The 25,769-nt window shown below is 55.4% G+C and carries 31 protein-coding genes; 4 read left to right on the forward strand and 27 right to left on the reverse strand.

Annotated features, from left to right (window positions below; genetic code table 11):
- Nucleotides 1–185 precede the first annotated feature (185 nt).
- From pqqA to HHI26_RS14170, 10 genes are all read right to left on the reverse strand, one after another.
- The gene (pqqA, locus tag HHI26_RS14125) at nucleotides 186–257 is read right to left on the reverse strand and encodes a pyrroloquinoline quinone precursor peptide PqqA (protein WP_072166356.1); all 72 of its coding nucleotides are present in this window, start codon (nucleotides 255–257) and stop codon (nucleotides 186–188) included.
- A 180-nt stretch (nucleotides 258–437) separates the two neighbouring features.
- Nucleotides 438–1,472, reverse strand: a complete 1,035-nt coding sequence (locus HHI26_RS14130; RefSeq protein WP_171149259.1) for a dipeptidase — start codon at nucleotides 1,470–1,472, stop codon at nucleotides 438–440.
- A 99-nt stretch (nucleotides 1,473–1,571) separates the two neighbouring features.
- On the reverse strand, nucleotides 1,572–1,790 hold the full coding sequence (locus tag HHI26_RS14135; RefSeq protein WP_133842455.1) for an ogr/Delta-like zinc finger family protein: 219 nt from the start codon (nucleotides 1,788–1,790) through the stop codon (nucleotides 1,572–1,574).
- A 75-nt stretch (nucleotides 1,791–1,865) separates the two neighbouring features.
- Entirely contained in the window at nucleotides 1,866–3,005 is a 1,140-nt protein-coding gene (locus HHI26_RS14140; RefSeq protein WP_171149260.1) for a contractile injection system protein, VgrG/Pvc8 family, read from the reverse strand.
- Nucleotides 3,002–3,475, reverse strand: coding sequence for a phage tail protein (locus HHI26_RS14145; RefSeq protein WP_133842457.1), 474 nt, complete (start codon nucleotides 3,473–3,475; stop codon nucleotides 3,002–3,004). Before HHI26_RS14145 ends, HHI26_RS14140 begins: the two co-directional genes overlap by 4 nt.
- A gap of 3 nt (nucleotides 3,476–3,478) precedes the next feature.
- Nucleotides 3,479–4,966, reverse strand: a complete 1,488-nt coding sequence (locus HHI26_RS14150; protein ID WP_171149261.1) for a phage tail tape measure protein — start codon at nucleotides 4,964–4,966, stop codon at nucleotides 3,479–3,481.
- A gap of 2 nt (nucleotides 4,967–4,968) precedes the next feature.
- Entirely contained in the window at nucleotides 4,969–5,091 is a 123-nt protein-coding gene (locus HHI26_RS25360; RefSeq protein WP_197931249.1) for a GpE family phage tail protein, read from the reverse strand.
- 14 nt (nucleotides 5,092–5,105) lie between these two features.
- The gene (locus tag HHI26_RS14160) at nucleotides 5,106–5,402 is read right to left on the reverse strand and encodes a phage tail assembly protein (RefSeq protein ID WP_133842460.1); all 297 of its coding nucleotides are present in this window, start codon (nucleotides 5,400–5,402) and stop codon (nucleotides 5,106–5,108) included.
- Nucleotides 5,403–5,570: 168 nt separating this feature from the next.
- Complete coding sequence (locus tag HHI26_RS14165) at nucleotides 5,571–6,080, reverse strand: phage major tail tube protein (RefSeq protein WP_133842461.1); 510 nt, start codon at nucleotides 6,078–6,080, stop codon at nucleotides 5,571–5,573.
- A gap of 12 nt (nucleotides 6,081–6,092) precedes the next feature.
- On the reverse strand, nucleotides 6,093–7,262 hold the full coding sequence (locus HHI26_RS14170; RefSeq protein ID WP_159336832.1) for a phage tail sheath protein: 1,170 nt from the start codon (nucleotides 7,260–7,262) through the stop codon (nucleotides 6,093–6,095).
- Nucleotides 7,263–7,553: 291 nt separating this feature from the next.
- Here HHI26_RS14170 and HHI26_RS14175 point away from each other — a divergent pair, with 291 nt between their 5' ends.
- A complete protein-coding gene (locus HHI26_RS14175; protein WP_171149262.1) occupies nucleotides 7,554–8,675 on the forward strand; it encodes an acyltransferase in 1,122 nt (373 codons plus the stop codon).
- A 124-nt stretch (nucleotides 8,676–8,799) separates the two neighbouring features.
- On the opposite strand, the gene HHI26_RS25515 is transcribed toward HHI26_RS14175, so the two are convergent.
- The 11 genes from HHI26_RS25515 to HHI26_RS14230 form a co-directional block, all read right to left on the reverse strand.
- On the reverse strand, nucleotides 8,800–9,849 hold the full coding sequence (locus HHI26_RS25515) for a phage tail protein (protein ID WP_241008283.1): 1,050 nt from the start codon (nucleotides 9,847–9,849) through the stop codon (nucleotides 8,800–8,802).
- A gap of 10 nt (nucleotides 9,850–9,859) precedes the next feature.
- The gene (locus HHI26_RS14185; protein WP_171149263.1) at nucleotides 9,860–10,387 is read right to left on the reverse strand and encodes a phage tail protein I; all 528 of its coding nucleotides are present in this window, start codon (nucleotides 10,385–10,387) and stop codon (nucleotides 9,860–9,862) included.
- Nucleotides 10,380–11,288: a baseplate J/gp47 family protein gene (locus HHI26_RS14190; protein WP_133842468.1), complete on the reverse strand. Its 909-nt coding sequence runs from the start codon at nucleotides 11,286–11,288 to the stop codon at nucleotides 10,380–10,382. The genes HHI26_RS14185 and HHI26_RS14190 overlap by 8 nt, the downstream gene beginning before the upstream one ends.
- Before the next feature lie 2 nt (nucleotides 11,289–11,290).
- Nucleotides 11,291–11,638, reverse strand: coding sequence for a GPW/gp25 family protein (locus HHI26_RS14195; protein ID WP_133842469.1), 348 nt, complete (start codon nucleotides 11,636–11,638; stop codon nucleotides 11,291–11,293).
- On the reverse strand, nucleotides 11,635–12,225 hold the full coding sequence (locus HHI26_RS14200; RefSeq protein WP_171149264.1) for a phage baseplate assembly protein V: 591 nt from the start codon (nucleotides 12,223–12,225) through the stop codon (nucleotides 11,635–11,637). The genes HHI26_RS14195 and HHI26_RS14200 overlap by 4 nt, the downstream gene beginning before the upstream one ends.
- A gap of 19 nt (nucleotides 12,226–12,244) precedes the next feature.
- On the reverse strand, nucleotides 12,245–12,703 hold the full coding sequence (locus HHI26_RS14205; RefSeq protein ID WP_133842739.1) for a phage tail protein: 459 nt from the start codon (nucleotides 12,701–12,703) through the stop codon (nucleotides 12,245–12,247).
- Complete coding sequence (gene lysC / locus HHI26_RS25520) at nucleotides 12,636–12,950, reverse strand: Rz1-like lysis system protein LysC (protein ID WP_133842471.1); 315 nt, start codon at nucleotides 12,948–12,950, stop codon at nucleotides 12,636–12,638. Before lysC ends, HHI26_RS14205 begins: the two co-directional genes overlap by 68 nt.
- Before the next feature lie 273 nt (nucleotides 12,951–13,223).
- Nucleotides 13,224–13,733, reverse strand: coding sequence for a lysozyme (locus HHI26_RS14215; protein WP_133842472.1), 510 nt, complete (start codon nucleotides 13,731–13,733; stop codon nucleotides 13,224–13,226).
- Nucleotides 13,717–13,944 (reverse strand): hypothetical protein, encoded by a 228-nt coding sequence (locus HHI26_RS14220; protein WP_167863316.1) that lies wholly within the window; start codon nucleotides 13,942–13,944, stop codon nucleotides 13,717–13,719. Before HHI26_RS14220 ends, HHI26_RS14215 begins: the two co-directional genes overlap by 17 nt.
- Nucleotides 13,945–13,947: 3 nt before the next feature.
- Nucleotides 13,948–14,151: a tail protein X gene (locus HHI26_RS14225; RefSeq protein WP_133842474.1), complete on the reverse strand. Its 204-nt coding sequence runs from the start codon at nucleotides 14,149–14,151 to the stop codon at nucleotides 13,948–13,950.
- A gap of 334 nt (nucleotides 14,152–14,485) precedes the next feature.
- Nucleotides 14,486–14,674, reverse strand: a complete 189-nt coding sequence (locus tag HHI26_RS14230; RefSeq protein WP_133842475.1) for a hypothetical protein — start codon at nucleotides 14,672–14,674, stop codon at nucleotides 14,486–14,488.
- Nucleotides 14,675–15,141: 467 nt separating this feature from the next.
- On the opposite strand from HHI26_RS14230, the gene HHI26_RS14235 reads away from it, so the two are divergent.
- Nucleotides 15,142–15,750: a phage repressor protein CI gene (locus tag HHI26_RS14235; protein ID WP_159336827.1), complete on the forward strand. Its 609-nt coding sequence runs from the start codon at nucleotides 15,142–15,144 to the stop codon at nucleotides 15,748–15,750.
- Nucleotides 15,751–15,807: 57 nt separating this feature from the next.
- On the opposite strand, the gene HHI26_RS14240 is transcribed toward HHI26_RS14235, so the two are convergent.
- The 6 genes from HHI26_RS14240 to idnD all read right to left on the reverse strand — a co-directional run bounded on the left by HHI26_RS14240 (nucleotide 15,808) and on the right by idnD (nucleotide 22,616).
- Nucleotides 15,808–17,286 (reverse strand): SulP family inorganic anion transporter, encoded by a 1,479-nt coding sequence (locus HHI26_RS14240; protein ID WP_159336826.1) that lies wholly within the window; start codon nucleotides 17,284–17,286, stop codon nucleotides 15,808–15,810.
- The gene (locus HHI26_RS14245; protein ID WP_241008284.1) at nucleotides 17,283–17,906 is read right to left on the reverse strand and encodes a carbonic anhydrase; all 624 of its coding nucleotides are present in this window, start codon (nucleotides 17,904–17,906) and stop codon (nucleotides 17,283–17,285) included. Before HHI26_RS14245 ends, HHI26_RS14240 begins: the two co-directional genes overlap by 4 nt.
- Before the next feature lie 441 nt (nucleotides 17,907–18,347).
- Nucleotides 18,348–19,343, reverse strand: coding sequence for a LacI family DNA-binding transcriptional regulator (locus HHI26_RS14250; RefSeq protein WP_171149265.1), 996 nt, complete (start codon nucleotides 19,341–19,343; stop codon nucleotides 18,348–18,350).
- Between the two features lie 87 nt (nucleotides 19,344–19,430).
- The gene (locus HHI26_RS14255; RefSeq protein WP_171149266.1) at nucleotides 19,431–20,750 is read right to left on the reverse strand and encodes a gluconate:H+ symporter; all 1,320 of its coding nucleotides are present in this window, start codon (nucleotides 20,748–20,750) and stop codon (nucleotides 19,431–19,433) included.
- A 60-nt stretch (nucleotides 20,751–20,810) separates the two neighbouring features.
- Complete coding sequence (gene idnO / locus HHI26_RS14260; protein WP_171149267.1) at nucleotides 20,811–21,575, reverse strand: gluconate 5-dehydrogenase; 765 nt, start codon at nucleotides 21,573–21,575, stop codon at nucleotides 20,811–20,813.
- A 9-nt stretch (nucleotides 21,576–21,584) separates the two neighbouring features.
- A complete protein-coding gene (gene idnD / locus HHI26_RS14265) occupies nucleotides 21,585–22,616 on the reverse strand; it encodes an L-idonate 5-dehydrogenase (protein ID WP_133842482.1) in 1,032 nt (343 codons plus the stop codon).
- 240 nt (nucleotides 22,617–22,856) lie between these two features.
- Here idnD and HHI26_RS14270 point away from each other — a divergent pair, with 240 nt between their 5' ends.
- Together HHI26_RS14270 and HHI26_RS14275 are read left to right on the forward strand one after the other, a co-directional pair.
- Entirely contained in the window at nucleotides 22,857–24,854 is a 1,998-nt protein-coding gene (locus HHI26_RS14270) for an NADPH-dependent 2,4-dienoyl-CoA reductase (RefSeq protein ID WP_171149268.1), read from the forward strand.
- Between the two features lie 115 nt (nucleotides 24,855–24,969).
- A complete protein-coding gene (locus tag HHI26_RS14275) occupies nucleotides 24,970–25,683 on the forward strand; it encodes a polyphenol oxidase family protein (protein WP_171149269.1) in 714 nt (237 codons plus the stop codon).
- Nucleotides 25,684–25,769: the final 86 nt, after the last annotated feature.

The following is a 25,769-nucleotide window of genomic DNA, read 5'->3' on the forward strand; positions in this document are numbered from 1 at the left end:
CACATTACTTGCCTGAATCGTTCGAGTTACAGTTGCAGCTCAAAGTATGATGACCAGGCATTAGCCTAAATAATTCGAGTTGCAGCAAGGCGGCAAGTGTGAGAATCCTCGGGAGCTTACTCAGGTAAGTGACCGGGGTGAGCACACGCAGCCAACGCAGTTGCAGCTTGAAGTATGACGGCTAATTAGCGGTTTGAGATGTATAAGGTAACTTCTAAGCCCAGACGCATATCGATAAAGGTCGGTTTAGTCCACATAGTAATATCCTCAAGGTGTTTAAAAAACAGGCGATATACTCCAGTTTCGTAGAGTAATCGGCATGTTGTCAAATTACAGGAATTTGGCGGCACAGATGTTGCGCCTATGATAAATCGATATCAACCCTAAAATCTGCACGGTTTATGCTGTTTTGAACTATTTGGTTCAAAAATCAGGCGTTATTCTTTCCAGGTTTTTCGCAAGACCCGCAGCCAGTTAGCGCGACACAGCTTGTTCAGCAGCGCATCGTCATAGCCCGACTGACGCAGTGCGGCCAGCAGACGGGGCAGCCCGGTAACGTCACCCAGATCATCGGCCAGGTTGATGCCGTCGAAATCAGAACCGAAGGCAACACGATCTTCCCCCAGTTTCTCCAGCAGGTAATCCAGATGCTGCACCATGACGCTGAGCGGCATATCGCCGTCACGTTTGCCATCGCTGCGCAGAAAAGAGGTACCGAAATTCAGCCCGACCAGTCCGTCGCTGTCGGCAATCGCGCCCAGCTGAGCATCCGTCAGATTACGTGGCTGAGGGCATAAGGCGTGCACGTTAGAATGGCTGGCGACCAGCGGTGCTGTACTCAGCCGCGCCGTTTGCCAGAAGGCTTTTTCGTTCATATGCGACAGATCGATCATCAGCCCACGCTGGTTGCAGGCCCGGATCAACCGCTCTCCGGCGTCAGTCAGCCCTGCTCCGGTATCCGGCGAGCCAGGGAAGCTGCCGTTAATGCCCACGCCAAAACGGTTAGGCAGATTCCAGAACGGCCCGATGCTGCGCAATCCGGCCTGCTGCCAGCGATCCAACTGGCTTAAGTCATCATCCAGCGCTTCCGCCCCTTCAATATGCATCACCATCGCCAGCACGCCGCTGGCGATACAGTGTTCAATCTCGCTGACGCTGCGGCAGATTTTTGCCTGGCCTGCCGACTGTGCTTCCAGCTGCTGCAAAATCGCCATCTGCTGTTCGGTGATCGCCAGCGGATCATGCACCTCCGCCTGGCGCGTGGGAAATTTCGCCACGTAGTCAGCGGGTGGCACAAAGACGGCAAACAGCCCACCCGCAAAACCGCCCTCACGCATCCGCGCCAGGTCGAGATGCCCGCTCAGACGCTGATGCAGAAACGCCGCAGCCGGGTTTTCAGGGTGGTGCAACCACAGGTGCAGCAGCAGATCGTTATGGCCATCGAAGATAGGGGTCGGAGAAGTGTGTGTCATGGGGGCGCCAGCGATGTCAGGAAGACAGATGATGATAGCGCAGATTAGGCGGAACAGGGGAATGCAAAACCAGGGCGGGCGCGAACCCGCCGCTGGCGGTTAACTTCCAAGACGGCTGGTGCGGGTTTTCACCGGCGCCACAGGCGGCGGCGTAGCCTCCAGCGGGCGGGCAACAATCCCGGTGATACTCTCCATCGACTTGAAGGTGCAACTACAGTTCAGGTTCTGGCACTGATGATAACGCTCCTTGGTTTCGCTGCTGAGAATACGGCTGGAACGGGCATGGCTGTTATGTTGGCAAATCGGGCATGGCATCATGGTTGACCTCCAATGGTCATCAGTTAAACTCACACATTGTGAATAAAACTAATTATATTCACTTTAAGTGAATCATCAAGTGGTTTTTTCACTTCCTGTGACTTTACTCGGTTTAACGTCAATGTCCCAGGTTTCACCACCCACCGATTTTTCCAGGTTCACCGTTGTACGAAATCCATTATTATCAATCACATGATTCACTTTGATTACTGTCCACTGTTGGGCATCAATCATCGTTTTGAACCCGCTCAACCGTATCGGTGTTTCCGGTATCAACACCGGCATTCCTTGAGCAATCACAAAACTCATGCTAGCGGTCATCGCCTGGCGTTTCTTCCAGTCAGCCTTCGCGGCTTCCATCGCCTCTTCCTGGGTTTTAAATACCCCAGGTATCAGAGCATAACGTTCATAAAGCGGCTGCGGGATGTCCTGCCTGGCCGCGCCGGGAAAACGATCGGGTTGGTTTTCAGGAATGACTCGGAACACTCTCACCGTGCCACTGCTGGCTTTATCGAGCTGCATCCATTTGGCCTTAACGCCACTAAAATGCATCTGTGATACCACCTGATAATCATGCTTATCACCGTCTTTACGTGTGAGCAGAAGTTGTGGGATCGCCTGCCCGCTGACGGTTTTGTTCGCCCCCCGTACCAGCATCAACACTTTGTCCTTCTTGATCGTGACCGTTGCACCATATTTTGTCGCCATCGTGGTCAGAAATTGCGCATCGGTAAGACCACTCTGATCTTCATGATCAATCTCAATTGAGGCCAGTTCATCAGCCACTTCTGCCCCAAGTTCATTGCGTTTCGCAATCTGCAATACCATGGCCCCCAGTGTGGTCTTATCGTATGAATGGTTTCCCTTTTCCATTAACGAATCACTCAGATTGGCGCTGCGCCCGACCAGCTTCAACTGATCGGGAGCACCGCTGTGATGCAACTCTTCAATAACAAAATCCCCTTTGCAGAACAGTGGCCTGCCCTGCCAGCCGATATACACCCGCAGGATAGCGCCACGCTGCGGCATCATGATCCTGCCATCACTGTCATCCAGTAACAGCGTCAGCGCGTCAGCTTCTAAACCGCGAGCATCATCAATGGTCATACTCAGCAGGCGTGGCCGCAGGTTCTCAGTAATATCCAGATTATTCAGTAGGATCAGATAATCAGGTGCCAACAGCGCACCGATATCCACCGGTAAACTGTTATTCATAAGATGCTCCCTGCCAGGGTTGAGACCTGGGAACTCACATTGCCGTAAATTCGCTCCGCCTGCTGTTTGAGATCACCAAACATGGCACTTCTCGATTCATCGACTCGTTTCAGTTTTAGCGTAAAATTGATCTTCCGGGCCGTGCCGTTTTCCAGTAAGTCAGCATGCACACCGTTGATATTTTCAATGACAAACATGCCATAAAGAAATCCTTCACCATTGAGTAAAGGCCATGCCTGCCCCGCTTCTGCTATATCCATCAGCGCCGCCAACGCAGGAGCTCCCCCGGTGATTTCCGGGCGTAACTCGCCCAGCAACGTGATGTTTTCATCGCCGACACCGAGAAACTGTTGTGCCGGGCGAGTACCAATACGGCTGCCCGCTGCCCAACGATACGCACTTTCCTGCGTCATCGTCTGAAATGGCAAAGTGCGACGTTTAAAAATAAACATGCCGAGTATCATCATCATGGTTTATTGCCCCCAGAAGCTGCTGCGTTGGTTGATAGCGGCACGCGCCTGCGTTTGCTGCTGATGGTTGTCGATCATCGTGCGAACCTCCGCTTCCCCCATGCTTGTAGGAACGTTGATCACATAGCTGCTGTTAAAGGTGTTCTGCTGGCTGTTGCTGGCGCTGCCCGCAGTGACGGGTTGATAGCGGGCACCGCCAAAGGCGACAGGCGCGGGAGTATCCGGCGCAGCAAAGTCTGCGCCCCCCAGGGCGACCGAGGGACGTTGTGCTGACGGATCGTCATCCAGCAAGGCATCTGCATCGGCCGCTTTTTTATCGGCTAACCCAAGCTTTTCCAGCAGCCAGCTGACTTTCCCACCGAGCGTACGTAAAATCGTCAGGGGTAAACTCAATCCATTTACCAGAGCCTCACCGACAAAACGCCCAAGATTCCCCAACTGCTCCAGCTTCTGCGCCGTCATTTCAATCGGTGAGAAAAACGCCTTTATACTGTCAAAAGCACTGTCAATCTGCTTACCTGCCTCATCAAAAATGACCGTTAACGGTTTAAATGCCTCGAATAGTGGCGTCAGCACAGCACTGATCCCTTCAACCACCCCGCCAAAGAACGCGCTGAGCGGCTCCCAGTACTGGTAAATCAACGCAGCAGCGCCGACGATAGCAGCAATGGCTATACCGACAGGCAACGTGATCGCCCCCAGCGCAGCAACAATCGCCCCACCAGCAAAGGTAAACACGCCACTCAGGATCCCGGCACCCGCCATCAACAGATTCAGGCCACTGAGTACCGGCACCACCACGGAACCGATCCCGCCGAGTGCGGCAATCAGCAGCCCGCCCCCCGCCACCAGTTGGGTGATCCCGCCTGCCAGCGTAGGGTTGTCCTGGATCCATTGATCAACGCCGGTTAACAGCCCGGTGGCGGTCTGCGTCAGGGAACGCAGCGTACCGTCCAGTTGGGTAAACACCGTCAGGCTGATGCTGTCGATCGCCGCATTAAGCTGGCCGATATCCCCTGCCAGATTATCAGCCTGTGGTGCTACAGCGGCTCCTGACGCTGCACTCACCGCTGCAGTACCGGCAGTCGCCTGCTCATAGCCCGGTTTCAGCAGCTTTGCACCAAAGGAGGCAACGCCCATTGCCCGGCTGCTGACGCTGCTGACTTTGTCCACGACCGCCTGCCCGGCCTGATAGCGCTGGCCGACATTATCCAAGCCTTTGCTTAGCGTCTGCCGCCGCTCGCTGGCCTGCTGACGCCGTTCGTCTGTCCGCTGACGGGCGATCTGCTGCAACCGCTCCTCACTCAGCTTCAGCCCCTCTTTACGATGGCGCTGGTTGACCTCATCACTTAACGTGGCCGCCTTCAGGGCGATACGCTGCTGAAACATCGCATTACCGAGGGATTTGGTCTCCCCCGGCAGATCATTGAGGAACAAATTCGACCGGATCACCGCTTTGCGCAGGCCGTCCAGACCAAGGTTAATACTCATCGCTATTCTCCACTCTGCATGCCGCTGCGCACGATCGCCTTATGCCGCCAGTCGATCAGTTCCGCCAGCGACATGGGGTTCATTTCTGATGGCGGCCAGTGAAAAACGGTCGCAATGTCGGCCATCAGATCATCCACCGTCAGGTCGTCGGGCCAGCGGACGTGTCCGGCTTCGCGGATAAAAAACCGATCACCCTGCCACCGAGTTCGATCAGATCGACCGGGTCCAGATTCAGGCATTCTGATTTCGTCAGGTTCGGCAGGGTGATGCGTGGCAGCACGGTGATCAGTGCCTCAACGTCCGATCCGGCCAGATCCACCAGCCGGGTTCCGCGCAGTGCACCGGCGTTGGGTTTGGTCACCTCTACGCTGGTAATCAGGGTTTCACCACGGGCAATGGGGGTCACCAGGGTGACCAGGTTGTCTTGCTGTTGCATGGACTTTCCTTACGTTTAGAGAGAATGCGGGTCGGGCATGCCCAACCCCTACGAATTGCCGATGTGGGGCGGGCAGGCCCACCCCCTGCGGGTTAACCAATGTGGAGCGGGTATGCCCGACCCCTGTGGGTTGGCCAATGCGGGTCGGGCATGCCCGACCCCTGCGGATTACGCCAGACCGATGTTCTGACGGTGCTGCGCCAGACGATCGACGCCGTTCACGATCTCAACCATGTTGATGGTGTCAATTTCGATCAGCGCCTTACCGTTCCAGGTCAGCTTGTAGTAAGTGCATTTGGTGGTGATTTTGGTTTCACTCTCTTCACCCTGCTTGCTCTCACCGAAGTCGAACTGCTGGTGCTTACCGCGCAGCTCTACTTCAACCGCCACCGTCTCATCGGTGTCGTCACGCTGATAAGAGCCCATAAAACGCAGCGGCACCGTTGCTCCCCCCCACTGGCTGAGAATGCGGTCATCCAGCCCGGCAATGGTCCATTCCAGATCCAGCGCATCGTCTTCCAGACCGTTATCAATGTGCGCCACGCCGTTCATACCGCCGCCGCGATACGGGTCGAGTTTGCGTGCCAGTTTTGGCAGCGTCAGCGAGGTCACCACGCCCTGGTAGCTGTTGGCATCGTTAAACAAATTCAGGTATTTCAGTTTTTTTGGCAGTGCCATAAGAGTGTCTCCTTAGCTGTTGACGGAAGCGGCAAAGTTCGCCAGATAGCTGTCAGTAATGCGCTGGCGCAGCGTCATATCTTCCAGCGGCGGCACCGGGGTGTAGTCGTAGTCGATAAACAGTTTGCCCGCCTTCAGGGTTTCCTGGGTGTTGGCGCTTTCGTCGTACCAGCAGTTGGCGCCCAGTAAATACCCGGCGTTAATCAGCTCGCGGAATTTGGCATTGATACCGGCGATAATGTCGCGCACCAGCGTCGGTGACAGCGGTTTATCGTTGGCCCACATGTGCGCATCGGCCATCGTGTCAGCAATCACCTGCGCCGAGCGGGTGTAGTTTTCAAAGGCAAACAGCGGGTCATCGCTACAGGTGCGGTTGCCCCAGAAGCGGAAACCGTCTTTGCGGATGAGCGTGGTGACGCAGGCTTCGTTCAGCAGATCGGCATCGGTCCCTTCCTGTTGCAGGTCCCAGAATACCGAGGCGGAGACGCCCGTTACGCCGTTAACGCCAACGTTGGACAGGGTTTTATGCCAGCCGGTGTCGTTGTCGATTTTGGCGCGCAGGCCCAGCGCACGTGCGGTGGCATAAGCGGTATCTGCCGCGCTGGTCGTGGTGTTCCAGGCCACAAAGTCCGGCCAGATCACCATCAGCTCACGCTGGCTGAAGTTCTCGCGGTAAGCGATTGCCTCGGTAATGGTTTTGCAGCCATACGCCGAGATATAGCCGAAGGCGCGCAGTTGCTGGCAGACCGCTGCCAGTGCGGTAGACACTTCAAGAGAGTCATGGCCCGGTACACCGAGGATGCGCGGCTTGACGCCAAGATCGGTCTGCGCACTGAGCAGGGCTTTCATGCCGGTATAGCGGCCGTTGGCATCGCTGCCGCCGATGATATTGCTGGTGGTTTCGGCAGCGTCTTGACCTTCCGCGACACGAACGACCACGGTGACCGGTTTGCTCTGGTCAGCAATGGCACGCAGCGACTGTGCCAGCGTACCTTTGGTACCGGCTTTGCCCACGGCGGCCAGTACATCGGTGATCAACACCGCGGTATTCAGCGGGAAGGTGGTGGCATCGGCATCTTCTGCGGTACAGATCATGCCGACAATGGAAGTGGAAACCGTTGAGATACTGCGGGTTCCGTCATTCACTTCTACGACGCGGACGCCGTGGTGATAATTAGCCATCTTTATTGCACTCCGTTGTTGGGGTGAGGTCATGATGACAAGAATTTAATATGCAGGCATGCGATGGGCGTTGTGGGGAGCAAGGGACAACGTGTGATTTAAAAGTCAATAATTACTCATTGATTTTTATAAATTAATTCAATGTAAAACATGAAGAAATAGCAAAGCTAAGGTATTTTTTCCAGGTAAAGTGATGCTAGTATAAACACCTTAATTTTTAAGAAGTGGTTTCGACTGGATGCAAGTACCCATGTCTATGTTAGCGACTTCTCTAAACATCCCGAAGGAAAAATGATTACTCAGCAAACAAAGATAAACAAAATAGAGTCCCTTCAAATATTGAGGGGGCTGGCGGCCCTTGCGGTTGTTATGTTCCACTATCGATTTCGTCTGGTTGAAAATGGCGCCAGCATGGTTATTCCTAATAAATTATTAGGCTGGGGTTCGATTGGCGTAGATCTTTTTTTCGTAATAAGTGGCTTCATTATGGTATATGTCACTTATAATAAACCTCATGGTTTAAAGTCGACTATCGATTTTGCCTTTAACAGACTCACCAGAATCATACCGACATATTATATTATCTTGCTAATCACTTTTTTCATCAGTGGTGCAATGAGTATTTTTCATTATACGGATAAAACTGAAAATCTCATCAGTGCATTAACATTTATGCCTTACCTTCTTGACCCCGCCCCGCTGTATATTGATGGCAACGGCATGTTTAATGTCAGGTGGACACTCAACTACGAACTCTATTTCTATCTCATTTTTTCATTGTGTCTGTTAGTGAGATTCAGAATGGTAGCTCTTGCCTGCTGGTTTATCGCTCCAGTTTTCATCGCATGGTATCTTTTCCCACAGGTGAGTTTTTCTACTAAAGGCTATCATTTTAATTCGGTAATGGCGCGGTTTTTAACCAACCCACTTATTCTTGAGTTTGGTATGGGAATACTGACAGGTTACATTTACCTATACTTAAAGGACCGGGCAAGTTATCTTTCACTAATCCCACCGGCATTAATAATTTCACTAACAGCTTACGGGATTTATTCGGGTGAGTTAAAAGGATACAGCTTATTATCTGGCATGGTGTTCTCCGTTGTTATTCTGATCTTCGCTCTATACAACAACGCTGTAATTAAGATAACACCTGGATTTTTCATAATGCTTGGTAATATTTCATTCTCCTGGTATCTGACTCACGTCCAGTGCGGGGCATTTCTCTCTAAAAAAATAGAGAAAACATTCCCGGGAGCCACTTATACTGCGGCAGGATTCTTATCCTTACTGCTACTATCTATTTTTATCGCTTTTTTATCTCATCGATACATTGAAATAAAACTAACAAAGAAACTACGACTAGCATTTAAAAAATCAATGAAAAATAAAAACAAAGGAACAATCAGTTAATAATTTTACAAAAAAGGGCCACTTAAGCAGTAGCCCTGTAAAATACATTAAAAAAACCTTATTAAGATAATATGCACACGGTGAAAATGAAGCAGAAAGCTTGCTGGATTATTCCTACTAATATTTACGCCGTCCTGTACCAACCCATTAATTTAACAAAGGTATTGGTAACGTTTATCGCAGTACCAGATCCGGTATTTGCGGTGGTGCCGGAAACAGAGTGAGTGTGTTCGCCAATGGCAACCGTATGAGAGTGGGCGCCTATAGCGACGGTGTGAGTGTGAGCACCTGCAGCAGTTGTTGTTTGAGTAATATAATTCGCATCCGTTGTTCCAATGAATGAAAGCTGAGTTTTGTTACCTTCCTTATTCCGACCACTAATCGTATGAGTATGTTCCCCTGTGCTGTTGGTGCTTTTACTACCATAGTCAAACGCACTGGCCGACTTAGCCCCATAATCAAACGTACTGGTATTTCCCGAAAACGTATGACCATGCGCAGGTAAATTTGCCACAGAAAGGCTGACCGCATCCGCCCCACCACTGGTGAAAATATCGCTGCCGTCCGCTTTCGCTAACCGGATAGTTTTATTCTCACCGATATAGTTCCAGGTCGTATTGGGGAACAGGGTGTTCGGGTTTTTATTCTGCGCAAACCAGGTGACGATGCCGACAGGATAAATCTCATCAACAACATTTCGTGCAGCAACCTGCTGATTCACATACTCTTCTGTCGCGAACACCAGGCTGTCATCCAGCGTCAGCGCTATCGCCTCGCTCCCGCTAACGGCGATCACCATGCGCAGAGTTTGCGTACGGCCAGACCCCTCTTCCAGCGCAGGCTTATAGGTTTCCGCCATATTACACACCGCCAGCAGCGTACCGTCTCCCGCCAGCAGCCCCAGCTCACGCATCCAGAAACCACCTGCGCTGGCAGGGATGATCACCTCCGTCACCAGCCAGTTTTTGTGCGTCTTATCGACTTTGACCGAGTTAACCGCCTTGCGATATACCTCATGGACCAGCGTCGTCTGGCTGGAGCTCGGTGTGGTGGGCTGGCCGTTGCCGTCCCCCACGACCATGGTTTTGATATCAACCTGAGTACCGCCCTGCATCGCAGCGGCGATGCGTGCCTGCCCTGCCGTTGTTACGACAGACTTATATTTTACAGCCATTTAAAACCTCTCAAGCGGGAAAAATAGTCACCGTTTCAGCGTCATACTGAACGGCGCCTGTCCAGACGATGCCCTGAATATCCTGGGTGATCGTCAGGGCGGTTAAGTGACGGCTGACTGCTTTTGCATCTGCGATCAGTCGTTCCATCTCGTTAAACATGGCTTCATCAATGCCGGAATCCAGCACGCCGATATCCAGGCGAAACGTGCCAGGTGGCTCACTGGTTTGCCACCATTCATGCACGTTGATCACATACCCCAGCGGCTCCACCACGCGTCGGATCGCAGCAATAGTGCCTTTACGGCGGTGAACGAACTGCGAGGAGGCAACCACCGCGCGCTTCGTCTCCTCCGGCCAGGTTTGATCCCAGCGATCAACTGACCAGGCCCAGGCCAGGTAGGGCAACAGCGCGACCGGGCAGGTTTGCGGATTCCACAACGTGCGCAGCGGCACCTGCAGCTGCTGGAGGCTGGCGCAGGCTTCTGCGGCCGCGACTTCCAGCGCAGACGACCCGACAGGCAGCAGACGATCACTCATCGGAACCTCCCACGCTGATCGCACGCCCGGTGCACCAGCCCGCCTGGGTTTTATCCAGCACCACATCCTGCGCGGGCTGGGCCAGTTCCACGCGCTGCACCCCTTCCACATGCAGGGCGGCGAACAGGGCTGAGCGGCGGATATCACGTCCCAGCCGGCTTTGTGCGGTGACAAAGGCGGCAAGCCGTGCTTCCGCTGCGGCGCGGATCGGCTCGGCCTCCGGGCCGGGGTAGAGGAACAGCGTGGCATCAACGCTGTACTCAACGATGTTGGCGGACTGCACGCTGACGCGATCGGCCACCGGGCGCACATTTTCATCGTTAAGAGCAATATTGACCGCGGACAGCAGCGCGGCACTGGCCTCCCCACGCCCTTCACGCGACAGCACGGTGATCAGCACTTCCGCCGGAGCCGGGCTGGTGGCGCTCACGTCAGCAATACGGCCATCAGCACTGCGGGCATGGTATTCATAAGCCCCCGCCGGTCCCGCCACGCTCAGCCCTTCAAAGGCCTGAGCAATGCGCAGACGGAAGTCCTCATCCTTTTCCATCACCGCAGCGGTCGGCGGCAGCGTGCTGCTGTCAGCCGGGCTCAGCACCAGGCGGGTCACGCCGTTGTTCATTCCCAGCTGATCGAGATCGCCTCCGGTAGCCCAGGCCACCATCGTGGCTTTGGCGGCTTCATTGATGCGCTGTCGCAGGATCAGCTCGCGGTAGGTGTTCTCCTGCAACAGCTTGACGATGGGCTCTGACTCAAGCTCAAGGGTCCGGGTTATCGCCGCCTGCTGGTCGGCCGGATATAGCGCCACCAGCGCGACCTTGCGCGCCTGCAACAACGTTTCAAAATCGAGCGCCTCAACAACGTTCGGCGCAGGTAGCTGACTTAAATCAATCGTGGCCATAATCATTCACTCACTGGAATGGAAAGAGAAAAAGGGGACTGGCTGAGGCTGCCCTGCAGCGCCACCACCATGCTGCCGTCGAATCCGGGCTGGTAGCTGATGCTGTCCAGCGCAATGCGCGGCTCCCACTGCAATAACGCCACATAGCAGGCCGACATAATTTGCAGGCGCAGTGCCTCGTTTTGTGGCTGGTCGATCAACATCGACAACAACGATCCATAGTTGCGGCGCATCACCCTGCTGCCCTGAGGCGTGAGCAAAATGTCGCGTACCGACTGACGGATATGATCCCGATCCGTCAGGGCCAGACCGCTGTCACGTTGCATACCGAGATAGTTTTCTGTACTCATTGCGGCCCCGCTGTTTTGCTGCCGCCACTTTCCACACCCGCGTGGACGTGACTGTGAACGACAATGCCGTTAGACGACAGGCTGCCCCCGCTGTGGCTGATATTGCCCTTCAGGGTGCCTCCCCCGGTCAGTTCAAACGTCGCGGCTTTCAGCTGCTGCGTGCACTGCACCAGCGGCGCATCAAGGGTGATGCTGACCGCCGCCGTGATACGCGCAGACTGAATGCCACTGGCCGTCAGTGCCCCGCTTTCCGGTTCATAGGCCAGTTGCGCGCCATCGGGAAACGTCCAGTGCACCGCATTCTGTGAGGCCGAAGGGGCCGGAAAGGCATCCGAAAAAATGCCCGCCAGCACAAAGGCGGTGTTCAGCTCTCCCCCCAGAGCGAGCAGAAGTACCTGCTCCCCTGGAGAGGGGGCATGCCAACTGCGGACCTGCCCTGCACTCCCGCTTAACCAGGGCAGCCAGGTGGTGAGGTTGCCTTCACTTTGCACCCGACATCGTGCCCGGACGGTATCCACCTCGCTGACGGTGCCAATGCGCAGCAGGTTGTGCAGCTGGCGCCGGGTTTCACTGACAAATTCATTCATAACGCTCTCCTCCGTCATCTCAGATAGCGGGCCATTCACTGACCAGTTGTTGGTTGATATAAAGTTTCCAGGGGCGGGAAACGGCTTCCGGCGGCAGCGGTTCCGGGACGTGCGTGACGTGCAGCGCCCCGTCGTCTTCGCTGACCAGCACCCGCTCGGTCAGCAGGATCACCACGGTGAAATCGCCGTTGGTAGTGCTGCTGAACACCATGCCGTTCTCGCGCCTCGCAGGGGTGGTCATCAGGTCAGGCTGGTTCTCCCGCAGCCACAGCAGCAGGGCTACCACCAGAGGGTCGATGTCACCACCGGACTCGCTGAGGGTGATGCGTAACCGGTACTGATATTCAAAACTCAGTGAGGCGGCGGGCGCGCAGGCCACCACGCCCTGTTCCAGCGCGATTGTCAGCCGTTCAGGGTGATCCTTGAGTTGCGGTACGCGGGCCAGTAACGCCTCGCGTAGCTGGTTGGGCTTTAACATCATGTTGCTCCTGACACTGTTTAAGGGTTTCGACTTGCAGGCCGCACGTCAGCAGTGCCTGCTCCAGCTGGCGGATCGTGTTCAGCAGATCCCCCTGTGTTTCCGGCTGACTGGCCGGGATCGAACAGCTGCTGACGATCGGACAACCACGCCAGATAATCGTTGGGGGTGGCGAAAGCGGGGTGCTGCTGCAACCGGATAATGCCGTCAGGCAAAGCAGCATCGCTCCAGCGTTGAAGTGCTTCATTGCTGCGTATGATCCTTTGATCGTTAAGTTGTTGTTTCATTGTGAGATCGCGTGCGCTCAGGAGTGACTGACGCAGCGTGCGTTCTGCCTCGGCCTGGCGGGCGATCTCGCCCTGTAGCTGTGTGATCACCTCATCGCGTTGGATCATTCCGGTGGTGAGCTGCGCATTCGTCCGTTGCAGCGCAATCTGCTCGCTGTGCAGGTGCGCCATATAAAGGGCTGCGCCGCCCAGCATCCCCATCAGTAGCAGGAGCAAAACAATCCACAGGCGATTCATTGCGCCCCCTTCAGGCACAGGGCGCGCTCTGCCGTTCGCCGCGTCTCAATCCCCTTATTGCGCACCCCCTTCACATAGACCCAGCGCATCAGTTGATCGCAGGCCGCCGCCCACTGTTGTTGATTGATCAGCCGGGCGTAAGTCGAGCGGCAAACGGCACCCACTCCGACGTTAAACGCGAAAGAAACCGTGGCGTCATACACCCCCTGCGGCATGGCAACGGGCATACAGCGTGCAATACCGCTTTCCACTCGCTGTACGTCATCAATCAGATTTACCGCGATCTGCCGTTCATTCACCTCCGTGGTCGGTATAACGCCCCGGGTATGTCCAATCCCGTTAGTCCAGACGCCGGCGCTGCACTGATACGGCGAGGTACGGCAACCTTCGGCGTTGGCCAGCAGCAGCAATCCTTCGCTGGAGATGGTTAGCGTGGAAAAGGAAGGCAGTGAGATCGCCAGTGCCATCACCACCAGCACCGCACACTTCTTAGCTGTTGAATTCATCCACATTCCTGCCCGTTTGCCGCTGTTGCATCAGCCGCCAGGTCTTACGGCGGTAATGCCAGTTGATAAAGAAATTCGCGATGTTGATGCCCAGCGTGATGACCGCCACCAGCGCGCCCACCATAAAAGCGATGTCCTGCACCGTGTGGCGCCCTGACCACATCATGATCGCGCTGACCAGGTACCCAATCAGGGAGCTGTTTTTTTCCATCAGTCAGCTCCACAGATTCAGCGTTTCATGCGTGGCTGACAGTGAAAGCGTTGGAAGTTCTACCGGATAGCCATGAGGCAGCAGTGCCCCCCGTTCAGCCAGCCCGGGGTTGGCAGCGTAAACCTGTTCCACGACCTGCCGCGTACGGCCATAGTGGCGAAAACAGATCTCATCGACGCTGTCGTCCTGCAGGGCATAAATTTTCATGTTTCACTCCCCCGTAACGGGTATTGCGATAATAGAAACGGCAAAGCGTGGGAACGGTCACCTCACCGCAATCTCACTCTGCCGGGTAAGCACAATCAGTGTGCGTTTTCGACGATCGCGGCTCAATCCGGGGCTGTTGTAGGGAGGGTGTGACAACGCAAGGGCATCAGACAGATGAGATGAGTCGCCTCTGAACGGCGAAAAAAAGGCAAAAAAAACCCCCAAACGGGGGCATCAGCAGAACATCGCGCAGAGGGGGTGGGATCCGTTCCGGGTACGCGAGGGCCTGCACCCGCGGGGAACAATGTGTACCCGCCAGGCTGTCAGGAAGGCGTTAGCACTCAGGCGGTGGAGAAAAGACGACCGAAAACTGCGTGTTTTTGAGCTCGACGCCACGGGCAATATCGGCAATCAAATGCAGTGCTATCTCGCGGTCACGCTCCCGGCAGGTGCCTTCAGAGGTTAATCTTGCTATCAGTTCTACGCGTTCCAGAATGACGCGTTCAGCTAATTCTTTGTCCACAACTCCCCCTCCATATCACTGTACATACATACAGTATCATAGCGCTTAACAATAAGAAAAGTTTTTTGCTTGTACCGCAGACAATCTTTATCACCATGATAATTATCAAATTATTACTATTGCTCTAAAGAAGAAACATACCATCGCCTGCCGTGTTTATTTCAGGCCTGAACGCCCGCCATGGGGGTTTCAGCGTATGAAAATGAGATTCATACGGGTGAAATAAATTAGCGTTGCTCACGTTATACGGGGGCGAACGGGCTGTTCACTCCCGGATGAACTCGCCTATTCACTAAAGATGAATGTGAGAGCCGTACTGACAAAGACAGCGGGTTTACAGGTTGTAAAAACACCCATCATCGGGCAAAATCTTTGATAATTGATGTGCTCGCCGTCCTGATGTGCCCATAAAGCTACAATTCAAATTGCACACTCCCCAAAAAATGAAATAAACCAGGAGTTTGAGCGTGAGCCTAAAAATCGATTTTCAAAGCGGTGCAAAAGAGGTGCTGGATCGCGTGCTCCAGGCCTACGGCTTTACCACGAAACTGGCGCTGGCTGAGCATTTAGGGATTGCCAGCAGCAGCCTGGCGAATCGCTATTCGCGCGGTTATTTCCCCTCAGATATCGTCATCCGCTGCATGGCCGATACGCAGGCCTCATTGCAGTGGCTGGCAACCGGAGAGGGTGAGCAGCCAGGCCCGGCAGAAAACCGCACGCCGCCCTCGCAAAACGGAAATACCCAGACGCTTGCCCGTCAACGCCTGGACGCCGGAAAGCTGACAACGCTCACCAGCATTGCCGTCGACGCGGCGTTCTTTGAGGCCTGGCCCAGCGCCATTGAACAGCCGCTGGTGATTGTTGAAGGCAACCAGCAGTTTATTGCTGAGCAGGCATTCAGTGAGGTCCTGGATGGTGACTGGCTGGTGTCGCTGGAAGGCCAGGTGAGTATTCGCAGCCTGACGCGTATTCCTCCCGGACGCGTGCGCGTTGCTAACGGTCAGCAGCAGTTTGAATGCGCCCTGAATGAGCTGGTCCCGCTGGCCCGTATCGTGATTGCCTGCACCCCGTTGTAAGCAGGCCAGCCGCAAAAAAGGCCACCTCCTGTGGCCTTGTCAGCTAAGTGACGCGGATTACGCCAGTTTCACCGGCCACTGATTCAGCTGGATCCCCCGTTTTTTCGCCCCCTCGCCGAAGTCCTGTAATATCGCTTCCACATCAGGATCGATGTATTCGGCATTATCGTGGTCCACAATCACCACGCTGTTCTCCGGGATCTGCGCCAGCAGGCCTTTGAGGCGCGGATTATGCATAAAGGTCAGGTTCTGCTGAAAACGCAGCACATAATGATCGTCATAGCGCGTCAGCAACATCGCATTACGATGGCTTTTATAGATGCTGAACAGGATCTGCGTCGCCAGACCAATGCCAATCCCCGCCAGCATTCCGAAAATCAGAATACCGCCGATGGTCGCCATAAACGGCACCCACTGCGGCGCTCCCTGGCGGATTTGTGACACAAACAGCCCCGGCGTAGCCAGCTTATAGCCTGTATACAGCAGCACCGCCGCAAGGCTCGCCAGCGGGATCGCATTCAGCAATCCGCTGAACCACAAGCCGCACACCAGCAGCAGCACACCGTGGATCAATATAGAAAGTTTACTGCGAGCGCCCGCGCTGACGTTGACCGAACTGCGCACGATAACGGCAGTGATCGGCAGCCCCCCCATAAAGCCGGACAGCAGGTTACCGATACCCTGAGCGCGCATCTCCTTATCAGGAGAGGGGGCCGGGGTTTGCGTACGCAGTTTCTTCAGCGCTTCCTGACTAAGCAGGGTTTCCAGGCTGGCGACAATCGCCAACGTGGCGGCAACGATATAGACCGCCGGGTTCTGCCACGCCAGCCAGTCCGGCCGCTCCAGCTCCCCGGTTAACGTGGCAATACTGTCAAAAGCGGGCAGCGAGATGCGCGGCAGATGGCTGGCGATATCCGGGAAAAAACGCCCTCCAAGCACCGTCGCCAGACAGCCGAGCAGCACCGCCACCAGCGGGCCGGGCATCCATCCCAGCCAACGATTCCGCTTGATAGCAGGCGTGGTCCACAGCCCGAGCACCAGTAGCCCGGCAAATGCTACCGCTACCGCAGGAAGTGACACATTGATTGCCCCCTCATGCAGCAGTGATGACCAGCCCTCTTCACCCGCAGCACCCAGCGCCACCGGTATTTGCTGAATAATCAGCAGGATACCAATCGCGGCCAGCATCCCTTTGATCACGCTTCCCGGCACCAGCGAGATAAAACGCCCGGCACGCAATGCGCCCAGCAAAAACTGCAATACGCCAGCGATCATCAATGCCAGCAGCAGTGCGGAGAACGATCCCAGGGTCTCGATAGCCCCCGTCACAATGGTCACCAAGCCCGCCGCAGGGCCACTGACCGCAAATTTCGACGGGCTGAAGGTGGTGACCACCAGGCCACCGATGACGCCCGTCAGCAGCCCGACGAAGGGTGGCAATCCGCTGGCCTGAGCAATCCCGAGGCACAGCGGTAGCGCCACGAGGAAGACCACCAGCCCCGCTGGAATATCCTGACGTAAGGTATTCAGATTCATACGCTGCCCTCTTCTGCCTGCTGGATTAGTTCCTTCAAATGCCCGCTGTGCAGATCATAAACACAGCCGAACACATCCAGCGCCACGCCGTCACGCCAGGCTTTCAGCACCGGGGCGGTTTTTACTAACTGGCTGAATTGTGCCAGGACATTGGCTTCCACCAGCCGGTTCAGATGATCCCCCGGCAGTTCTTCTGCACTCAGCGGCGCAAGTTCGGAGGCGATGCCGTGGCGCAGTTGAGTAATGCGCCGCGCCAGCGCTGAGTTTTCATCTCCCAACGGAATATCCGGCAGCGTCAGCGCCGCCTGTACGCCGCCGCAGCCGTAGTGACCACAGAGAACAATGTGTGAAACCTTAAGATATTCAATCGCATACTGCAATACGCTCATAAAGTTGTCGTCATTGCTGACCACCATATTGGCAATGTTGCGATGGACGAAAAGCTCGCCCGGGTGGGCGCCGGTCAGCACCTCCGCCGGTACACGGCTGTCAGAACAGCCGATCCACAAAGAGTGAGGCTGCTGCCCGTCCACATTTTGCCGGAAATAGTGCGGATCACGTTGGCGTCGCTGTAAAGCCCAACTGCGGTTTTTAGCTAACAGGGGTTTGAGGGTCGTCAAAATAGAATCTCTCTTCCGGGGAAAATGTGAAATAAGTTCTAACATCTTAGTTAACCGGAAGTGATTAAGATTAATCTTAAGTGATAATAAATAACCGAAATGTAATGTTAATTAAATGTGCTTTATTAAATTGAGTTAAACAGGCATGGAAATAAAATAAGATAAACTTATTGATGAATGAAATCATTGATAATAAACAAAAAATATAGCCATTTATCATATAGATGATACGAAAAATAAAGGAGCGAAATAAAATAAATCAGGAAACACGCATCTAATATAAAAACGTAAATCTCTTTATGTAACTAATAAAAGTGACACTAACTCAGAAGAGGATAAGAAGGAATAATTATCTCTCTGCTTCTGCTCGATTTATTAATTAGTGACGTGATTTATCAATTACTGTCAGCAAAGTTGATTTTATTTAATCAGATTTACACTTCAGATCGTTTCACCCATAAATATCTGGTAACTCAGGTCCACCGAGTCGGCCGAAAAGCGGCTGTCGCCAATCTTTTTCAACAGCAGCTCGGCCGCGGTATACCCAATGGCGTAACGCGGGGTAATCACACTGGCCATTGTCGGGTACATTTCGCGGCTGATATCCAGCCCATGGAATCCGGCAATCGCAATGCGGCCCGGAACGGCGATGCCGTGGCGCTGGCAGTGCAGTAATGCACCGAGTGAAAGGTCGTCGTTAGTACAGAAAATCGCATCGAGGTCAGGGAACTGCTCCAGCGCGCTGGCCAGCATCGCCGCGCCCAGTTTCTGCGATGAGATAGCCTTCGGGTTGACCCGATTCCCGCAGCCACCACGCTCCTCCATCGCCTGACAGTAGCCGCGATAGCGAAACTCATCACGCCGATCGTCCTGGGAACCGAAGTAGATCACCCGTTTACGCCCCTGATCGAGCAGCGTGCGTGTCATGTCGTAGCCTGCACTGAAGTTATTAAACCCCACCTGCATATCCAGGCAACTGCCCTGGGTATCCATCACTTCGACAATCGGAATCTGTGCCGCCCGCAGGTACTTCACCGCACGCAGGGTATGGTCCTTTTCACTGAGGATAATGCCATCAATGTTGTACGAGAGCAGATTGATGATCTGCTCCTCTTCGGCCTGTTTGTCGTAGTTGTAGTTGGCGATCAGTGTCTGGTAGCGCCCTTCTTTGGTGGCCGCCTCTATCCCGCTGAGGAGATCGGCAAAGATCTGGTTTTTAAACGAGGGGATCAGTACGCCCAGGGTGTAACTCTTCGAACTGAGGAGCATCTCCGGCGCACGATTGGGAATGTAGTTAATCTCTTCGATAATTTGCGCGATTTTCGCCCCGGTTTCCGGCGACACGCGATCGGGTGTACGCAGGTAGCGGCTGACCGTCATTTTCGTGACGCCAGCCAGCGTGGCGATGTCCTGGAGCGAGATACGGTGCGCGCGCATTGGGGGTTCCATTTAAACGTGAAAAGGGCCAGGCAAGCCTGGCCCCTGATAAGGGTAACGGAGTGGCCGGATATACCCGGCCTGATATTAATGAATTATGGCGTTCAGGATCAACACACCAGCCAGGCCGAGGAAGGAGATCAGCGTTTCCATCACCGTCCAGGTTTTCAGCGTCTCAATCACGCTCAGGTTGAAGTAGCCTTTAAACAGCCAGAAACCCGGGTCATTCACGTGGGAAGCGATCACGCTCCCGGAGCCCACCGCCAACACCATCAGCGCCGGATCGGCGTGGGTAATGGCGATAATTGGCGTCACGATCCCGGCAGTGGTAATCGCCGCGACGGTCGCAGAGCCGAGCGCGATACGCAGCATGGCCGCTACCGTCCAGCACATCAGCAACGGAGAAAGCGATGAGCCTTTCATCATGTCAGCGATGTAGTTGCCCACGCCGCTGTCCACCAGCACCTGTTTAAAGGCACCGCCCCCGGCGATGATAAAGACGATCATGGCGATAGCCGCAATGGAAGAGCTGCACATCTCCATCACTTCTTCCATTTTACGCCCGTTACGCAGACCCAGCGTGAACACCGCAATCACCACGGAAATAAACAGCGCAACCGCCGGGTTACCGATAAATTCAAAGAACTGGCGCAGCACATTCTCTTTTGGCGTGGTCAGCTCAAACACGGCTGCCACCGCCATCAGGATCACCGGGATAACCGCCGCGAAGATACTGGTCCAGAAGCCTGGCATTTCATGATCTTCAAAGATTTTCGGGTTATACAGCCCCTCCGGTGGTGATTTTTCGAAACCTTTCAGGAATTTCGAAAACACCGGTCCGGCGATAATCACCGTTGGAATGGTGATAATCATGCCGTACAGCAGCGTGGTCCCCAGGTTCGCACCAAAGATGGTGGCAATGGCTGTCGGGCCCGGATGCGGTGGCAGGAAGCAGTGGGTGACCGACAGTGCGGCCACCATTGGCAGACCCACATACAGCATCGGCATCCCTGAAGCAGCTACCACGGTAAACACCAGCGGCAGCAGCAGTACGAAGCCAATCTCGTAGAACATCGCCAGACCAACGATCAGCCCGGTCACCATCAGCGCCCACTGCACGCGCTGTTTACCAAAGGAGGCAATCAACGTGGTTGCCACGCGCTGTGCCGCCCCGGTGTCAGAAACCAGCTTCCCGAGCATCGCCCCGAAGCCCAGGATCAGCGCCAGGCTGCCGAGCGTGCCGCCCACGCCTTTCTGAATCGATGCGATAACCGCCAGCGGCGTCATCCCTTCGGCAACCCCGACCACGGCAGAAACAAAGACTAATGCGATGAAGCCGTTGACCTTGAAGACGATCATCAGCACCAGCAGCAGGATTACGCCAATAGCTATTATTGTAATGGGCATAAAGCACTTCCTTTAAAAAGTAGAGGTACAGGTGTTGTTAATGACTAAGGGTATAGCTGTTTAGACCGCGACGCGCATCCCACCATCTACAAAAAGTAAGTGCCCGTTCACAAAATCAGAGGCTTTAGAGGCCAGGAACACCGCCGCCCCGATCAACTCCTCCGGGTTACCCCAGCGTGCCGCAGGGGTGCGCTTGCATAACCAGGAGGTGAAGGCTTCATCATCGGCCAGTGCCTGGGTCATTTCGGTTTTGAAATAGCCCGGTGCAATGCCGTTGACCTGAATATTATGGCGAGCCAGTTCCACGCACATGCCGCGCGTCAGCATCGTCACCGCCCCTTTTGAGGCCGCGTACGGGGTAATGGTGTCGCGCCCCAGCTCGCTCTGCATCGAACCGATATTGATGATTTTGCCTTTCTGGCGCGTCACCATCTGGCGGGCCACCGCCTGAGAGACGAGGAACACCGCTGTCTGATTGACGGCGATCACATCGTTCCAGTCCTGCTCCGGGAACTCCAGGAACGGGCGGCGACGCTGAATACCGGCGTTATTGACCAGCACATCGATAGGACCGATTTCACGTTCAATCTTCTCAACGGCGGCATTCACCTCCGCTGACTGCGTGACGTTAAAGGCCACGGCATGGGCCTTAAACCCCTGCTGTTGCAGGTCTTTTGCGGCTTTTTCAGCCCCTTCCTGGGTGGTGGCGTTGATGATCACTTCGGCTCCGGCCTGTGCCAGCCCTTTCGCCATCAGGAAACCAATGCCGCGGCCAGAGCCGGTGATCAGTACACGTTTGTTATTGAGCGAGAAAAGCGTCGTCATGGTCATCCCTTAAAAAGTCAGTTGCACTTTGGCGGCCTGGGTTTTGTCACCGGCAAATTGCAGCGCAGCGTCAATGTTCTGATAGTCGTATTCCCCGCTGAACAGCGGCAGCGGGTTGACGGTGCCGTTGCCCAGCCACTCCACGGCGGTGTTGAACTCGAAGGTAAAGCGGAACGATCCGACCAGTTTGATCTCTTTAGCAATCAGCATCATGATCGGGAAACCCGGGACATCGCCGCCCATGCCCACCTGCACTAACGTGCCTTTTGCACGGGTCACTTCCAGGCAGCGCGTCAGTGAAGACGGATGACCGGAGGCTTCAAACGCCACGTCGAAGTAACCTTTGTCGGCCAGATACGGGGTGAAATCACCGTTGGCCGCGTGGATCGTGTGGGTGGCGCCCATCGCCGTTGCCATCGCCAGCGAACGCTCACTGACATCCGCACAGACCACTTCTGCTGCGCCTTTCGCTATGGCTGCCGCCGCAATCAGGCAACCGATTGGGCCCACGCCAGAGATAAAGACTTTTTTACCCTGCAAATCGCCGCCCTGGTTAGCCGCATGAATGCAGACCGCCAGAGGTTCAGCAAAGACCATCACTTTATCGTCAGCGGCATTGTCGAAAGGAATGCACTGGCTGCTATCCACCACTTTGTACTGGGTGAAACCGCCGTCCACATGCGGGTAATACATCGCGCTGCCGAAGAAACGCATGGTGGTGCACTGGTTCTCTTCATCCGCCAGGCAGTATTTGCAGTGGCCACAGGGTTTTGACGGGTTAACCGCCACCTTCTGGTTCTCTTTAAGCGCTGGGTTGTCGCTTTTCACCACATGACCGATCACTTCATGACCGAGGATCATCGGCATTTTTACCGCAAAGCTGCCCACTTTACCGTGCTGATAGTAGTGCAGATCCGAACCGCAGATACCGCCGCGCGTAATGCGCACCAGCGTGCCTTCACCCTGGTAATTGACCTGCTGGCTGATGACTTCAACCTGCTCTTTGCCGTTAATCATGCAGGACTGTGTGGTGGTGCTCATGGTGTTCTCCAGTACGTGTCAGTTCATGGCGCCTATCAAATCGATGTTTAACATGCAAAACTGTGAATCAGATCACTAAAATTCATGTTACTAAATCAATGTTACGCATAACGTGAACCACGTTGCCCTTTCTCCCCGATGTATTCAGTGGCATTCATCACAAACCGATTAACTGCACTTTCATCACGGTCATTTGATCGCTACAGTTAACTCATCCGACCACTTCAGAGATCGCTTGCGATGAGCCTGTCACTGTTCACCCCGCTGGACCTGGGTTTTACCCAACTTAAAAATCGTTTTCTGATGGGTTCCATGCATACCGGGCTGGAAGAGCATCCGGATGGCGCGGCCCGGCTGGCGGCGTTTTATGCCGAGCGGGCACGCGCCGGGGTGGCGCTGATTGTCACCGGCGGCATTGCCCCTTCACCGGAAGGCGTGGTGAGCCAGGGGGCCTCGGTGCTGAATGATGCATCACAGCTGGCGCATCATCGTCAGGTGACGGATGCCGTCCACCAGGCGGGTGGAAAAATTGCCATGCAGATCCTGCACGCGGGCCGCTACAGCTACCAGCCCGCACTGGTCGCGCCCTCGGCCATTCAGGCGCCGATCAATCCCTTCTGCCCCCGCGAACTGTCGCATGACGAGATCCTGCAACTGATTGCCGACTACGCGCACTGCGCCCGTCTGGCGCAGCAGGCGGGTTACGATGGCGTCGAGATTATGGCCTCTGAAGGCTATCTGATTAACCAGTTCCTGGTGGCGCACACCAACCAGCGTAGCGATGAATGGGGTGGCAGTGAGGCGCATCGCCAGCGCTTTGCCCTTGCCATTCTGCGTGCCGTGCGTGAGGCGGTGGGCCGCGAGTTTATTATTATTTTTCGCCTGTCGATGCTCGACCTGGTGGAACAGGGCAGCACGCTTGAGCAGACCATTCGTCTGGCGCAGGCGGTCGAACAGGCCGGGGCCACGCTGATCAATACCGGCATCGGCTGGCATGAAGCCCGCATCCCAACCATCGCGACGGCGGTGCCACGCGCTGCTTTTGCCTGGGTCACCCAGGCACTCAAAAAACACGTCAGCATTCCGCTGATTGCCACCAACCGGATTAACCATCCGGATGTGGCCCAGCGCGTACTGGATGAAGGCTGTGCCGATATGGTGTCAATGGCCCGCCCGTTCCTTGCCGATGCCGAGTTTGTGCTGAAAGCGCAGCAGGATCGCTGCGATGAAATCAATACCTGCATCGGCTGCAATCAGGCCTGCCTCGATCAGATTTTCGCGGGCAAGCTCACTTCCTGCCTCGTCAACCCGCGCGCCTGCCATGAAACCGAAATGATGCTGACGCCCGCCGCACAGGTGAAGACGCTGGCGGTGGTCGGTGCCGGCCCTGCCGGGCTGGCCTTTGCAGTCAATGCCGCCCAACGCGGTCACCGCGTGACGCTGTTTGATGCGCGGCCTGAGGTAGGCGGACAGTTCAATATTGCCCGCCAGATCCCCGGTAAAGAGGAGTTCAGTGAAACGCTGCGCTACTTCAGACGCCAGCTTGAGCTGCATCACGTCACGCTGCGGCTGGATCATCGCGCCAGCGCAGACGATCTCACCGCGTTTGATGAGGTGGTGCTGGCAACGGGTATTTTACCGCGCACTCCGCCGATTCCGGGCATCGACCATCCGTCGGTACTGAGCTATCTGGAGGTCATCCGCGATAAAAAACCCGTCGGCAAACGCGTGGCTATTATTGGTGCAGGCGGCATCGGGTTTGATACCGCCGAATATCTGGTCGCTCACGGGCAGGATCTCACTGCATTCTGTCGGGAATGGGGCATTGATCGCACCCTCACCCAACCGGGAGGGCTGGTGCCGCCAGAGCGTCCGGTGAGTGAGCGCCAGGTCTGGCTGCTGCAGCGCACACCAGGCAAGCCGGGCGCCGGGCTGGCAAAAACCACCGGATGGATCCATCGCGCCAGCCTGCAAATGCACGGCGTGCAGATGTGGGGAGGCGTTGAGTATCAGCGGATTGATGATGAAGGCCTGCACCTGCGGGTCAATGGTGAAGCGCACCTGCTGGCCGTGGATAACGTGGTGATTTGCGCCGGGCAAGAGCCGGACCGTTCACTGGCTGATGCGCTGTCAGCGCGGGGGAAAGTGCCGCATATTATTGGCGGTGCGGATGTCGCCCGCGAGTTGGATGCACGCCGGGCGATTGCTCAGGGGACGGCGCTGGGGCTGGCGATTTAAATGATGCTACCGGGCGGACCAGAAAAGCGGTCCGCCCCCAGGATGACATCCATGGTCTAAATACCGTTTTCGCGCTAGCATCAATGACGCCACACTGACTGACCAGGAGCTCTTGATGTCATCCCCCTATTTCTCTCCGCTACTCTCGCGCTTTGACTGGCTTGATCACGCCTTTATGGCTGCAGGCGAACGCCCTGCGGCAGGCACGCGTTACAATCAGCAGCGCCACAGCGCCCGGGTCATCCTCGATGTGGATGCCCTGCCGGTAAAAAGCCAGGACGCGGATGGACTGATTGGGACGGGTCAGGATGCCGTGGCGATTTACACCGCTGACTGCCTGCCGATCCTGTTAGCCGATAGCCGTCAGCAGCAGGTTGCAGCGGTACACGGTGGTTTAAAAGGGATTCTGGGCGGGGTACTGATTAACGCAATAACGCATCTGTGTGAACGCGGAGCAACGCCGGACAGTCTGTTTATTGCCATCGGCCCGGCGATTGGTCCCTGCTGTTATGAGCTGGGACAGGATGTGATAGACCGGGCAGAACAAGATGATCCGCATCAGCTGGCCGCACTGATGTCCTGGTCTGCCCACCCCTGGCCTAATCCGGCATCGGTACGTCCACAGGCGCAGGGAACCACCGCAGGCATGTGGTTTGACCTACCGTTGCTGGCAAAACGTATTGCGTTGCGTGCGGGTGTGCCGGAAGAACAGATTGAGCTGTCGCAGATATGCACCTACTGCATGGCGGAGGAGCAGGCCAGCTATCGCCGCAACAGCCATGTTCAGCACGGTTATCAGCAGCGATTTTCGTGGATTGCCAGACGATGAAGGCGCGGGCGAGGCATGCCTCACCCCTACGGAGTACAGTTTACGGAATGCGGTGTGCGTAGGGGGCGGGCATGCCCGACCCGCAG

The organism is Erwinia sp. JH02 (assembly GCF_013074405.1).
Classification (GTDB): Bacteria; Pseudomonadota; Gammaproteobacteria; order Enterobacterales; family Enterobacteriaceae; genus Erwinia; species Erwinia rhapontici.